This window comes from Nostoc sp. LEGE 06077 (genome assembly GCF_015207705.1).
GTDB lineage: Bacteria > Cyanobacteriota > Cyanobacteriia > Cyanobacteriales > Nostocaceae > Nostoc_B.
Genome location: NZ_JADEWI010000011.1, coordinates 40,314 through 54,613, shown reverse-complemented (window position 1 = coordinate 54,613; position 14,300 = coordinate 40,314). Strand labels below are relative to the sequence as shown.

10 protein-coding genes are annotated in these 14,300 nt (G+C 42.1%); 6 read left to right on the top strand and 4 right to left on the bottom strand.

Annotated elements, in window-relative coordinates:
* Window positions 1–4 precede the first annotated feature (4 nt).
* From IQ244_RS10350 to trxA, 3 genes are all read left to right on the top strand, one after another.
* Entirely contained in the window at window positions 5–1,555 is a 1,551-nt protein-coding gene (locus IQ244_RS10350; RefSeq protein ID WP_193893157.1) for a metallophosphoesterase family protein, read from the top strand.
* A gap of 307 nt (window positions 1,556–1,862) precedes the next feature.
* Window positions 1,863–4,982: an MFS transporter gene (locus tag IQ244_RS10345; RefSeq protein WP_193893154.1), complete on the top strand. Its 3,120-nt coding sequence runs from the start codon at window positions 1,863–1,865 to the stop codon at window positions 4,980–4,982.
* Window positions 4,983–5,327: 345 nt separating this feature from the next.
* On the top strand, window positions 5,328–5,660 hold the full coding sequence (trxA, locus tag IQ244_RS10340; protein ID WP_193893149.1) for a thioredoxin: 333 nt from the start codon (window positions 5,328–5,330) through the stop codon (window positions 5,658–5,660).
* A gap of 123 nt (window positions 5,661–5,783) precedes the next feature.
* Here trxA and IQ244_RS33195 read toward each other — a convergent pair whose 3' ends face one another.
* Together IQ244_RS33195 and IQ244_RS10330 are read right to left on the bottom strand one after the other, a co-directional pair.
* On the bottom strand, window positions 5,784–6,071 hold the full coding sequence (locus tag IQ244_RS33195; RefSeq protein WP_322746048.1) for a hypothetical protein: 288 nt from the start codon (window positions 6,069–6,071) through the stop codon (window positions 5,784–5,786).
* Between the two features lie 138 nt (window positions 6,072–6,209).
* Window positions 6,210–6,554 (bottom strand): hypothetical protein, encoded by a 345-nt coding sequence (locus IQ244_RS10330; RefSeq protein WP_193893146.1) that lies wholly within the window; start codon window positions 6,552–6,554, stop codon window positions 6,210–6,212.
* A gap of 298 nt (window positions 6,555–6,852) precedes the next feature.
* Between IQ244_RS10330 and metH the strand changes: the two genes are divergently transcribed.
* From metH to lepB, 3 genes are all read left to right on the top strand, one after another.
* Window positions 6,853–10,389: a methionine synthase gene (gene metH, locus IQ244_RS10325; RefSeq protein ID WP_193893143.1), complete on the top strand. Its 3,537-nt coding sequence runs from the start codon at window positions 6,853–6,855 to the stop codon at window positions 10,387–10,389.
* Window positions 10,390–10,817: 428 nt separating this feature from the next.
* On the top strand, window positions 10,818–11,129 hold the full coding sequence (locus IQ244_RS10320; protein ID WP_193893141.1) for a hypothetical protein: 312 nt from the start codon (window positions 10,818–10,820) through the stop codon (window positions 11,127–11,129).
* Between the two features lie 545 nt (window positions 11,130–11,674).
* Window positions 11,675–12,247: a signal peptidase I gene (gene lepB / locus IQ244_RS10315; protein ID WP_193893138.1), complete on the top strand. Its 573-nt coding sequence runs from the start codon at window positions 11,675–11,677 to the stop codon at window positions 12,245–12,247.
* Between the two features lie 88 nt (window positions 12,248–12,335).
* Here lepB and panB read toward each other — a convergent pair whose 3' ends face one another.
* Together panB and IQ244_RS10305 are read right to left on the bottom strand one after the other, a co-directional pair.
* The gene (panB, locus tag IQ244_RS10310; RefSeq protein WP_193893135.1) at window positions 12,336–13,106 is read right to left on the bottom strand and encodes a 3-methyl-2-oxobutanoate hydroxymethyltransferase; all 771 of its coding nucleotides are present in this window, start codon (window positions 13,104–13,106) and stop codon (window positions 12,336–12,338) included.
* Window positions 13,107–13,188: 82 nt separating this feature from the next.
* Window positions 13,189–14,274, bottom strand: coding sequence for a ligand-binding sensor domain-containing protein (locus tag IQ244_RS10305; protein ID WP_416209769.1), 1,086 nt, complete (start codon window positions 14,272–14,274; stop codon window positions 13,189–13,191).
* Between the last annotated feature and the right edge of the window lie 26 nt (window positions 14,275–14,300).

Here is a 14,300-nt window from a genome sequence, read left to right as displayed (position 1 = left end):
TGTTTTGAAGCTTGTTTCTGATCCGGCAATCGCCAAAAAAATTCACAAGATGAACCAGCGCGTCCGCTGGCAAGATCCTTTAATTAAACAGCGGGGTATTGACCAAACTCAGCTTGTACTAGAAGATGGTCAAGCTGATAATCCTGAATTTTCGTTTTTGGTAGTGGGAGATAGCGGTTCTGGTAGACATGGCGGCCAAAATCCCCAAAGGCGAGTAGCCGAACTGGCGTTACCTCATCTAAATGACTGTCGTTTTATGCTGCATACAGGCGATGTCATTTATTTAGTCGGGTCGAGTGAATATTATCAGCAAAACTTCATTCACCCTTACAAAGAATATCTTGTTGGTGGTGAGCATCCCAAAAAGATTGCTTACGACAATATGACTTTCCGTGTACCAATTCTCCCTGTACCGGGAAATCATGATTACTATAATTTGCCTGTTGTTTTTAACTTGCTATCAATTACAACATTACCAATTCGGCGGTTATTGCGATCGCGCCTGGATATGGATGTTGGTTTACATGGTTCAGCAACAGGCGATGCTTATGCTAAAGCATTTCTTGATTACCTCAACGCCTTTAAGTTTCCCGGCGATTTAGACCGACATTTAGACACACACTACACAGCCAAAACAGATACAGGTCGTTGTTTAGCTTATCAACCAGGACAGTTTACGCGGTTGCCTAATCGTTATTACACTTTTCGTTATGGTGACATTGACTTCTTTGCTTTAGATTCCAATACATTCAACAATCCGCCACCAATACCAGAAACCGCCGAAGGCGACGCAGAACGCATCATTTTAGAACAACGCCGCCAAGAATTTGAACAAGAGAAACAGCAAATCTTAGACAAATCCAGCCAGTTAAATCCTGACAACCCCAACGAAGCCGAATATTTAGATGATTTATACGTCAAGCTGTCGCAAATTGAAGAATTAATTGTTGATATTGACAAACAATTAGCACCACAACAAACAGCCGATACCGATGTAGAACAGTTGGAATGGCTAAAAAACAGATTAATTGCATCTTGGCATAACTCCCAAGTGCGCGGACGCGTAGTTTATTTCCACCATCCTCCCTACGTCACCGAAGCAACCAAATGGGAACAAGGACAAACATTAGCAATTCGGACTCGCTTGCGTGAAGTATTTAACGCAGTGGCGGAAACCATCGGTGATTTGCCTCAAAACCGTGCTGTAGTGGATTTAGTCTTAAACGGTCATGCTCATTGCTTAGAATATCTGCAAACATATAATACTGGCTACGCAGATTCTTCAATGAACTGGATAGTCTGTGGCGGAAGTGGCTTTAGTTTGCGCCGACAACGAACCGAAGGCGCTGATTTAGTAGAGAGAGATAAATTAATTGCGCGATCGCATTTATTTGTTGGTCGCAACGGTCACGGTTCAGCAAAACGCCGTCCTTACTCATGTTTGCGAATTGATGTCACAGGCGAAAATCATCCTCGATTTATTGTCCGCCCGTTAGTTGCCGAATGGTATCAAAGAGAATGGCATAATTATCAAATAGAACCTTTTGTGATTTGATAATTAATTAACCGCAGATAGACTTAGATAAAAACCGCGGCGTTGTATGAATGTCTCACGCAGAGGCGCAGAGGCGCGGAGAGGATAAAGAGTTTTACATTTAATTCATTCAGTGACTTTCTTCTCTTTCTTAGCGCACTTTGCGGCCTTTGTGGTTCGTTTAAAAAATTCCCATAAACTACGACTTTCGGAAACATACTTTACCCCTTAAGAAAGTGTCAACTAAAGAATTTAGTAATTAGCGTAGGAAGTAAGCCAGTTGCTTTTTGAGTAACTGGAATTAAACGAGCATGAGTGAGAAAATACTATGCTTCAAATTTTCGAGAATTCTTTAGGTTTAAATTGGCTGGGTGGTAGATTAGCAGCCATGACCAGAGTCCAAGAACTACTAACTCCAGAACAAGCATCATTAGTTTTTTCTGGGCCTAAATTTTTAGTTTCATTAGTGGCTGGTGTCTTAATGGCATTTGCCTTTCAACTATTACTAACTAACTTTGCAGTCGCTTTCAGAATTTCTGCAACGGGAGATGATTCATCTTCTAGCGATGATGATGAAAGTTTAGGGACTACAATTCGCAAAATAGAAAATAAAGTTGGATTTTTGGCATTAATTAGCGTTACTATTGCATTATTTATTGCTTGTTTTTTAGCAGTAAAACTCAGCTTAATTGATAGTGCATTATTAGGCGCAATTATTGGTGTAGTCATCTGGTCTGCTTACTTTTCAATCATTGTTTGGTTTGGTTCCTCAACAGTTGGTTCCTTAATTGGTTCAGTTGCGAATACTGCTAACGCTGGTTTGCAAGCCTTAATGGGGACTGCAACTAGCGCCTTGGGTGCGAATTTAGCACAAAAACAGATGGTTTCTACGGCGGAAGATATTACAGCCGCAGTGAGAAAAGAATTAACTTCTGGTTTTGATGTTGAAAGTATTCAAAATACGCTGCAAAGTTCATTAAGTACTTTGCCAAAACCGCAACTAGATTTCAAAGATATTCGCAGTCAATTTGATAAAATATTCAGTGATATAGATTGGAAGTCTATTCCTGATAGTGGTTTAGCGCAAAATTTCAATCGTCAAACCTTTGTCGATTTAATTAGCGATCGCACAGATTTTTCTCAAGCTGATGTCAATAAAATTGCTGATCAACTCGAAGCAGCTTGGAAACAAACTGTCAATCGACGCAATCCCGCACAGCAAGTAATTGACTTACTCACATCAGCAAGTCCCGAAGAATTGCAGTCAGATAAGTTAGGCGATCGCTTGCAAGAATTGGTAACTGTTGGCGGTAACGGTAGTAATGGCGGAATGAAGCAAGCCATTCAATCGGGATTAACTGCTGCTTTACCAGTAGTTTTAGAAAGAGTAAATACTTCTAATCTAGATGTGAACAAAATCACCAATCAGTTACAAAAGCTGAAAGATAAAGTTCAAGATTTAGACATTGAGGATATTACTCACCAATTGCAAGAGACTATTGCAAAAACTACCAAAACCAGAGGTAATTCATCAACCTCTAATTACCGTCAAGATATAGAAGCTTACATTCAAAGTTCTTTACCTTGGCACTTTAACCGCATCACTATTAAAGATGAATTCCGCGATGTCATCTATGACCCGCAAGCAGATGCGTCCACTATGCGCCGTGAATTAGAAGCATTTAGCCAAGAAGAGTTTGCTAATTTGCTAATTCGCCGCAGTGATATTAGCGAAGTCAGAGTTAAAGAAATTGCTCAACAGATGGAAGAAATTCGCCAAGAAGTTTTAGAAACTTTGCAACAGGCGGAAGCGAAAGATAAAGGTCAAGATTTACGGAACCGCATCGAAAATTATTTGCGTTCGACTGGTAAAGAAGAACTGAATAATGAAGCTGTTGAACGAGATTTTACTAATTTACTCACAGAATTGAATACTGATGTTGAAGATTTAAATGAACGCTTACAGGGATTTGACCGCAATGTTTTGCAACAAGTCCTATTGCAGCGTCAAGACTTCAGTGAAGAGGAAGCGAATAATCTGCTAAATCAGCTAGAAAATGTCCGGGGTTCTGTCTTAAATCAATTAGAAGAACAGGGGAGAAGCAAAACAGAAGAACTACGGCAAAAAGTAGAAGACTATCTCCGCAATACTAATAAGGAAGAACTCAATCCTGAAGGTATTCGCCGTGATTTCAGCACTTTAGTGCAAGACCCCCAAGCGGGATTTAACTTGTTGGGTAAGCGTTTATCTCAGTTTGACAGGGATACTTTAGTTAAACTGCTAACTCAGCGTCAAGATTTGAATCAAGATGAAGTTAATCAAATTCTTGATCAGCTTGAAGCCGTGAGAGATAATATCTTGCAAACACCGCAAGCTGTAGCCGACAAAGCTAAAGAACAGTACGCGCAAACCACAACTAAAATTGCAGAATATCTCCGCAACACCAACTTAGAAGAACTCAACCCTGAAGGTATCCGCCAAGATTTGGAAAAATTGCTGGTTGATCCGAAAGAAGGAGTTTCTGCAATCCGCGATCGCTTATCTCAAGTTGACCGAGAAACTTTAGTTAAACTCGTGACTCAACGCGGTGATTTAAGCGAAGAACAAGTTCAAAAAACTATCGACCAAGCGCAAGATGCAATTCAAGATATTATCAAAGCACCGCGCCGCTTGGCAAAACGTACGGTTCAGCGAGTTGTCGATTTTGAAGCAAATCTAGAAGATTACCTGCGTAACGCCAACAAAGAAGAACTCAACCCCGACAGTATCAAGCGTGATTTACAACTGCTGTTACGCGATCCTCGCGCCGGAATTGGTCAATTAAGCGATCGCTTTTCTCAAGTTGACCGTTCCACAATTGTGGCGTTATTATCCCAACGTGAGGATATTTCGGAAGAAGAAGTTAACCGCATTGCCGATCAAATAGTATCTGCACGTGATTCGATCGTCAAACAATACCAGCAGATTCAGCAAGGAATTAAATCAGCCACAGATCAGGTAACAGGGAGAATTCGCAATTACCTGAATTCTCTGAATCGTCCTGAACTTAATTATGAAGACATCAAACATGATTTTGCTAAATTGTTTGATGACCCCCAAGCTGGATTTGAAGCCTTGCGCGATCGCCTGAGTCATTTTGACCGTGATACTTTAGTCGCGTTGATGAGTTCACGGGAAGATATTTCCCAGGAAGATGCTAACCGCATTATCAACCAAATTGAAGCCGCACGCGATAGTGTTCTGCAACGCGCCGAACGCATTCAGCAAATCACCAAGGAACGTTTACACAGCATTAAACACCAAGCGAAAAAACAAGCCGAAGAAACCAAAAAAACCGTTGCTAACGCCGCTTGGTGGTTATTTGGGACAGCACTCACCTCACTTGTCGCCAGTGCAATTGCAGGTGCAATCGCTGTAACAGGTGTAACGATCTCAGCTATTGGCTAGTACAACAAGGCAAAAGTAAAAAGTCAAAAGGAAAAAGAAAGAATAGTCATACCACAAGCCTTTTAGCAATTCCTTATTGTCGGTTTATTTACGCCGACCTGTACTAGTTTCTGATTAGTTAGAAATTATTGCTTGTGACCACAAGCTTAGAGCCATCACAATACAGATTACTAACATTATGTATCTGGGTGATGGCTTTTTTTATTACCGCTATTTGTAATTGAAATAAAAACTTAGACGCAATAATCATGTCAGTGAATAATAGCAGCGATTTTTTGTGTGCCGTTTTGCGATCGCGCCTACTATATACTCTGTATAGGCAGCTAGTTATTGAGAAATTTAAAAATGTCTACTGAAAATGGTATTGTTACTGATATTAAAGAAGGTGAATTTGATACTCTTTTAACTCAAGAAAAAATTCTGGTTGTTGATTTTACTGCTACTTGGTGCGGCCCTTGTCGCCTAATCAGTCCCTTAATGGAGCAACTCGCAGAGGAATACAAAGGACGTGCCAAAGTTGTGAAAGTAGACGTAGATAACAACAAACCACTATTCAAACAATTTGGTCTTCGCAGCATTCCCGCTGTTTTAATCTTCAAAGATGGTGATTTAGTCGAAAAAATTGTGGGAGTTTCACCCTACGAACAATTCAGCGGCGCTGTTGAAAAGCTTCTTTAATAAAGTTTCACATCTCATTAATGAAGCCAAAATACTCCTTCACGAATTCCGCAAGGTAGACAATACAAGTAGGGTGCATTATAGCCTTTAATCCATAACGCACCCTAAGTCTAGTTAACGAAATTAAACGCTAGATTTCGCTTTTTTACCCTGAGATTGGCTGTTAAATCCTTTATTATTGCCATAATACCCAGTCTTAAATTCCACTTGATTCGCGCCAGGGTTGTAGAGAGTATAAGTTGCTTGGCCTGGTGTACATCCCACATTACCCACTTCAATTACTTGACGAGGGGAAACAGTAATGTTTTCCTGGGACTGTTGCACAAAGATTGTTGTGGAAACTGGGTGTAGGGGTATAGAGGTGTATGTATCTAAAACCCTTACACGAGTAATTAGTCCACAAATTGCCACCAATAAGAGCAGAGGAGTATAGAGGTGTATGTATCTAAAACTCTTACACCCCTATACCCTGATACCCTCGCCAAAACACTTGATTTTTCGTTTTTATGCGTAAGTCTTAACATACTACTCTGTGGCTGTAATTTGGGGTTAATCTGGATTTTCAATTAACTTGAAACCCCAAGGTTTTAAAGCGGCGATCGCAATTTCTGGATCTACCCCTTCATAAGCCTCCCATTCATAGGGATGATCTTTCGGGTGTCCGTCACCGACATTACCTGCAACTTTGACTACCGGAAAATTCGCCACGCGATCGCGTTCTAACTTTTTTGGTACTACAAGCCGAATTTTATGGCCAATAAACTTCGTTGTACTTGCATTCGCTACAGATTCCCGGATTAAACAGATATCACCAGTCTTTCCCCAAGTAGTTTCATAGATGTAGAGAAAAGATATATAAGTGGCTGGTTTGATGGGTCTTTTTATAACTGACATTATCTGTAATCCTTACAAGATGCGTGAAAAATCATACAACTGCTGTCTATCACTAGCTACAGCCATTTTAATTTTAAAACTCTAATCAAAATAACGTTTATAGCGTTTTGCTAACAATCGTAGAGAAATCGTAAATCACAATATCTCCAACTTCTGTGAGAAGTCAGGGATCTGCACCTCTCATGTGCAATTCAAGATTATAAGCGATCGCTCATTCTCCCTCACAATTATGGAAAATAATAGATCTAAGTCGAGTATCACAAGACTCACTTGCTTTCCTCATTTCTTCTAGGAAAATATGACTCATTCTTTCCTTGAACGCCTGCGTAGTCCCGATAGCCCAGTTCTTGTCTTTGATGGGGCGATGGGTACTAACTTACAAACCCAAAATCTCATCGCTGAAGACTTCGGTGGCGCACAATACGAAGGTTGTAACGAATACTTAGTTCACACAAAACCCGAAGCCGTCGCCAAGGTGCATCGAGATTTTCTCGCCGCTGGTGCGGATGTGATTGAAACCGATACTTTTGGTAGTACCTCAATTGTCTTGGCAGAATATGACTTGGCAGATCAAGCTTACTACCTCAGCAAAAAAGCCGCTGAACTTGCCAAAAGCGTCGCCGCTGAATTTTCTACACCAGAAAAACCCCGATTTGTTGCAGGTTCCATCGGCCCGACAACCAAACTCCCCACCTTGGGACATATTGACTTTGACACAATGAAAGCGTCTTTTGCTGAACAAGCCGAAGCCCTAATAGATGGTGGTGTAGATTTATTACTGGTTGAGACTTGCCAAGATGTGCTGCAAATCAAAGCCGCACTGAATGGAATTGAAGAAGCTTTTGCCAAAAAAGGCGATCGCCTACCTGTGATGGTTTCTGTGACAATGGAAAGCATGGGGACAATGCTGGTAGGCACAGAAATCAGTGCCGTCCTGACAATTTTGGAACCGTACTCAATTGACATTCTCGGTTTGAACTGTGCCACAGGGCCAGACTTGATGAAACCACACATCAAGTATTTGGCAGAACATTCGCCGTTTGTGGTTTCTTGTATTCCTAACGCGGGTTTACCGGAGAATGTTGGCGGTCAAGCACACTACCGCTTAACACCGCTAGAATTACGGATGTCGTTGATGCACTTTGTTGAAGATTTGGGTGTCCAAGTGATTGGGGGTTGCTGTGGGACACGTCCAGAACACATTCAACAATTGGCAGAAATTGCCAAAGAATTGAAGCCAAAAGTCAGACAGCCAAGCCTCGAACCTGCGGCTGCATCAATATATACTACTCAGCCTTACACTCAAGACAATTCTTTCTTGATTGTCGGTGAACGTCTCAACGCCAGCGGTTCTAAAAAGTGCCGCGATTTACTCAACGCCGAAGATTGGGACGGACTGGTGTCAATGGCAAGGGCGCAAGTTAAAGAAGGCGCACACATCCTCGATGTCAACGTCGATTATGTGGGACGTGACGGCGTGCGAGATATGCACGAACTCGTTTCGCGCATCGTTAATAATGTTACGCTGCCCTTGATGCTTGACTCCACCGAATGGGAAAAGATGGAAGCGGGGTTAAAAGTTGCTGGCGGTAAATGTTTGTTGAACTCCACCAACTACGAAGACGGCGAACCGCGCTTTTTGAAAGTGCTGGAATTGGCGAAAAAGTACGGTGCGGGTGTAGTCATTGGTACTATCGATGAAGAAGGCATGGCGCGGACAGCCGAGAGAAAATTTGCGATCGCTCAACGTGCCTATCGTCAAGCTGTAGAATATGGCATTCCCCCCACAGAAATATTCTTTGATACCTTAGCCCTACCAATTTCTACAGGGATTGAAGAAGACCGCGAAAACGGCAAAGCCACTATTGCAGCCATTCGTCGCATTCGCCAAGAATTACCAGGATGTCATGTAATTTTGGGTGTCTCAAATATTTCCTTTGGACTTTCCCCCGCATCCCGTATTGTTCTTAACTCAGTGTTTCTCCACGAAGCAATGGCGGCGGGAATGGATGCAGCAATTGTCAGCGCCAGCAAAATCTTACCACTGTCAAAAATTGAATCTCAGCATCAAGAAATTTGCCGCCACTTAATTTATGATGAACGTAAATTTGAGGGGAATGTCTGCGTTTACGATCCTCTAGGAGAACTTACCACAGTCTTTGCTGGAGTTAGTGCCAAACGTGACAAAGGTGTTGACGAAAATCTCCCCATTGAGGAGATTCTCAAACGCCACATCATTGACGGCGAACGCATCGGGTTAGAAAAGCACCTGACAAAAGCCTTAGAAACATACAAACCACTGGAGATTATCAATACTTTCTTGCTGGATGGGATGAAAGTAGTCGGTGAATTGTTTGGTTCAGGACAAATGCAGTTACCCTTTGTTTTGCAGTCGGCGGAAACCATGAAAACGGCGGTAGCTTATTTAGAACCCTTCATGGAAAAATCCGAGGCGGGTAATAACGCTAAAGGAACGATGATTATTGCCACAGTTAAAGGCGATGTCCACGACATTGGTAAAAATTTAGTAGACATTATCTTGTCAAACAACGGCTACAAGGTAATTAACCTGGGCATTAAGCAGCCAGTAGAAAACATCATCGAATCTTACAATCAAAATAAAGCTGATTGTATTGCCATGAGTGGTTTGCTGGTGAAGTCAACCGCCTTCATGAAAGAAAACTTGGAGATATTCAACGAAAAAGGAATTACTGTCCCGGTAATTTTAGGCGGCGCGGCGTTAACACCCAAGTTTGTTCATGATGATTGCCAAAAAGCCTACAAAGGTAAAGTCATTTATGGCAAAGATGCTTTCTCTGACTTGCATTTCATGGATAAATTAATGCCAGCTAAAGCTGCACATAATTGGGATGATTTGCAAGGATTTTTAGATGAAGTCATTGATGAACCAGAAACTACTAACGGAAAATCAACAGCCATCACTGAAGACTCAACCCTCAGCACTCAACCCTCAGCACTCAGCACTGAAGTAGACACCCGCCGTTCCGAAGCCGTCGCGGTAGATATTGAACGTCCCACACCGCCATTTTGGGGAACGCAGTTATTACAATTGACTGATATTCCTTGGGAGGAAATATTCTGGCATTTGGATTTACAGGCTTTGGTTGCGGGACAATGGCAATACCGTAAACCCAAGGAACAATCTAAGGAAGAGTATCAGGCTTTCTTGGCTGAGAAAGTCTACCCCATTTTAGAAACTTGGAAGCAGCGCATTCTTGAGGAGAATTTATTACATCCTCAAGTAATTTATGGTTATTTTCCTTGTCAGGCTGAGGGGAATACATTGTATGTTTATGAAACGAACAACTCAGCACAGATAAAAGCCAGTTTTGAGTTTCCCAGACAGAAGTCTTTAAGAAGGCTGTGTATTGCAGATTTCTTTGCGCCGAAGGAGTCAGGGATAATTGATGTCTTCCCTATGCAGGCGGTAACTGTGGGGGATATTGCGACAGAATTTGCTCAAAAGCTGTTTGCAGATAATCAATACACAGATTATTTGTATTTCCACGGTTTAGCGGTGCAAGTAGCCGAGGCGCTGGCTGAGTGGACACACGCCAGAATTCGCCGCGAGTTAGGTTTCAGTGCTGAGGAACCTGATAACATTCGGGATGTTCTAGCCCAACGCTATCGTGGCTCACGCTATAGTTTTGGTTATCCAGCTTGTCCCAATATTCAAGATCAGTACAAGCAACTAGATTTGTTAGAGACTGGCAGAATTAATCTGTATATGGATGAAAGTGAACAGCTTTATCCAGAACAGTCGACAACGGCGATTATTACCTATCACCCAGTAGCGAAATACTTCAGCGCATGATTGAACTAAGAGTGTAGGGCTTTAGGGCTTTAGGGGTATAAGGGTGTAGGGGGAATAAAATATTCGTTGTCTACCATACTCCTTATCCCTTTGCCCTACACCCCTCACAAGTGTAAGTTTTTAACAGAGTGATGAGTAAGGACTCTAAACACCACGATTTAATCAGGATTCCATCACCCCTACACCCTAAATCAATGCTTTTGGGACAGAACGTAAAAAACTTACACCTGTCAGCACCCCCTATTTCCCTTACACCCCTTTTTCTGATAGGTCGCATTTGGTCTTGTAGTATTTAGTGTGGCGTGTTAAAAGTGTGTACTAGTTGCATTCTGAAAAGAAGTCACAGCAGTGTCTCTTGAATGTTTATGCTGCACCAACAGTATCTCAAGATTCAACTGAATGCTCTGTAAGGAAACATGGTCAAAGCAATGTCTGAAAAGTTTGAAGAAAAATCATTCCCAGAAGAACCAGAAAAATTTTATCCCACACAACACTTAAAAGTTTATCAAACGAGTGATGCGGGGCAGCTATTAATTTGTGAGTGTCGTAACTGCTTGACTGCATTATCTATTGATGTGGTTTTTCTCACACCACAAAATTCCAAACCTAAACCAAAAAATAAACCTGACACTCAGCAAGATGATGTGATGAAATGTCCTAATTGTGGGCGAGTTCCCATCTTTTTGGAAGGCTGTGTTGTCCAATCTATCGCCCAACTACCTTCTTCACCGTGGACATAGTTTTTCTACTCAATCATTAAAGCTGGTTGAGTATATGTAAAGTGCTGAGTATAAAATTATTAGCAACGGCTGTTGTCAATGATAAGTAAGTCGGTGTTGAAAATTGTCGTGATGACAAGGCAGAGGGCAGAAGGCAGCAGGGAAGAGGTTTTCAAGCCACTTTACTTTTCATTACATATTTCGGTTTATTTGCACCTTTTTACTTAAAACTATGATGGGTATTCCTGTCTCTTTGGCAGGTAATACAAAAATCGGTGTTGCTGATTAGTGGGATGTTTTTTGTTTCGCGCAAAGGCGCAAAACATCGATAGTTAACTTTTGGTAAAAAGACTGAATTCATCCTGCATTTATGCAACACCCAAAAATCATTATGGGATTACTGATAAATCTCAGACGTTGCTATGCACAAAATTACAAATATACTTGAGAACGTAAAATTAATATTTATATGGGTCTTAGCAAAACCCAGTTTACTTGTAAGCATACCTTGAGTATCGCAATAATCAAGGTAGTTATCCCACTTTTTTTACTGGCTAAAAATTTCTATGATTCCCCAGGAAACTGATGCAAAAGAAGCTACTGCGTCATCAAAAATATGGCGTAGTTGGCGAGAAAATTTAACTTTAGTGGCGATCGCTTTATTGTTGGCAGTGTTAATCAGAACTTTTGTGGCGGAACCTCGCTATATACCTTCTGATTCAATGGTGCCAACTTTATATGAAGGCGATCGCTTGGTGGTAGAAAAACTCTCCTATCATTTTCAACCTCCCGTAACTGGGGATATCGTAGTTTTTCAAGCCCCCGCAGAACTCCAACGCCGCGGCTATCCCAAAGACCAAGCCTTTATTAAACGGGTAATTGGCACACCAGGCGAAATTCTCAAAGTTACTGATGGCAAAGTTTATCTCAATGGTCAACCTTTGCAAGAAGATTACATCGCCGAACCACCAAATCAGCCATTCCCCGCCGTGCAAGTCCCAGTCGATGAATTGTTTGTGATGGGAGACAACCGTAACGATAGCAATGACTCGCGTTACTGGGGATTTCTCCCCAGACAAAATATCATCGGTCGCGCAGTGTTCCGCTTTTGGCCGCTGAACCGCATTGGGTTTATTTAATCACTTGTAAGTCTATTTATGACATTGCTGATTGCTCAAAGCTTTGAAAACACTGAATTAATCCTCAGCACTCAGCACTTTACAAAAATTACGGAAATTTCCGTTCCCGCACCTCTACAGCGTAATCCTGTACAGCTTGAGTAATTGTCTCCCGCAGGTTAGTGTAAGTTTTGGCAAATGGTGGTTGCTTGGCGGAAAGACCGAGAATATCCGAAGTCACTAACACTTGGCCATCGCAGTACGATCCAGCACCAATCCCAATTGTGGGAATGCTGAGTTTTTCGGTTATTTGTCTTGCCAAATCTGCGGGGATATGCTCTAACACAATGGCGAAGACACCAGCTTGTTCTAAGGCGATCGCTTCATTTAAAATTCTCTCTGCCTGTGCTTCGGTTTTACCTTGTTGGCGCAAACCCAATTGATGAACTGATTGCGGTGTCAAACCAACATGACCCATCACGGGAATTCCCGCTTGGACTAAACGTGCGATCGTCTCTACCATTGCTGGGTAGCCACCTTCTAACTTGACTGCTTGCGCCCCAGTTTCCTTCAATATTCTGCCGGCTGAATTCATGGCTTGGGCGACGCTTTCTTGATAAGTCAAGAATGGTAAATCAACCACAACTAAAGCGCGTTTCACTCCACGACGCACAGCTTTAGCATGATAAAGCATCTCATCTAAGGTAATGGGAAGTGTGGTTTCATAGCCTAAAACCACTGCCATCGAGTCTCCTACCAGGATTAAGTCTACACCAGCCGCGTCGATGAGTTGGGCGATCGCATAATCCCAGGCGGTTAAAGCTGCGATCGCACGTCCCTGTTGTTTCCATTGAATTAATTGCTGGGTAGTAACTGGCATAGAGGTTACAGGTTAAAGGTTACAGGGTATAGGTGATAAGTGAAAGTTATTTACTATAACCTTTTACCTATCACCTGTAACCTCATTTCACAGCGCGACTGAAAGCAAGATGGGGTTTTGCACCGTTCATTTTTGGCATTAACCAAGCTAAACCTTCACTAGTGCCAATCCATAATTTATTACCAATATCCGGTACAAGGGCAAGAACTCGACTAGAAGGAAGTCCCGCAACTTGATCTAAAAGAGCGCCTGTATTTGGATTTAATCGTAACAAACCATTGTTCGTCCCTACCCAAACACTACCATCTTGGGCAAAGTTGACCGCTGTTACATTCCGTCCCCGCAATGGCGTGACAGATCGTAGTACTTTATCTGTTTTTGGGTCAATGACTAGTAAATTATTCGCCATTCCTGCCCAAATTAACCCTTCTGGACTAATAGCTAAGGTTTGCACGGTTGTACCCGGTAAACCGTCAATCCGCTTCATAATATACGCATTGGTAGTATTTATCCGCACCAATCCATCTAGAGTTCCCACCCACAATTGACCTTCCGCATCTAAAGTCAAGGTATTAGCACTGACTCCAGGCAAATTTTTCACTGTCGTCATAATTAACCCTTGGTCGGGACTAATTAAAGCTAAACCGCTATCAGTTCCCACCCACAAATAGCCCCGCTTGTCAATTAACATTGACAGTACCCGTTTAGAAGGCAAAAACAAATTCTGCGCCGTAATCTCATTAGTCCGAGGGTCAACGCGCATCAGTCCTTCATAAGTTCCCACCCACAAACGCCCTACTTTGTCTTGGGCTAAAGCACCAATAGCAATATTCGGTAAATTTACACGCGCCAGTATCTTACCTGTTTTGGGGTCAATCCGCGATAACCCCCGCCAAGAACCCACCCACAGATTGCCTTTAAAATCTTTCAGCAAGTTACTCACACGGTAATCTGTTTCTATCGACCTTTCTTCTATAATCCGTTCATCCGGTAAAGGTTTGACTTGTGGCGGTGGTGCAGAAGCTGGGTAATAAGGCGCTAACTCAGATGGCTGAATTTCTGGAGTTTTCGGTGATGGAATACCATTGGTTTGCGCCTTTGCTGGATTTGTCATCATTACAAAGCCAATATTTGGCAAGGTCATTAACCCCAGCAAAATCGAAGTCATCAAAAAACTAGTACGCTTGCGAAACA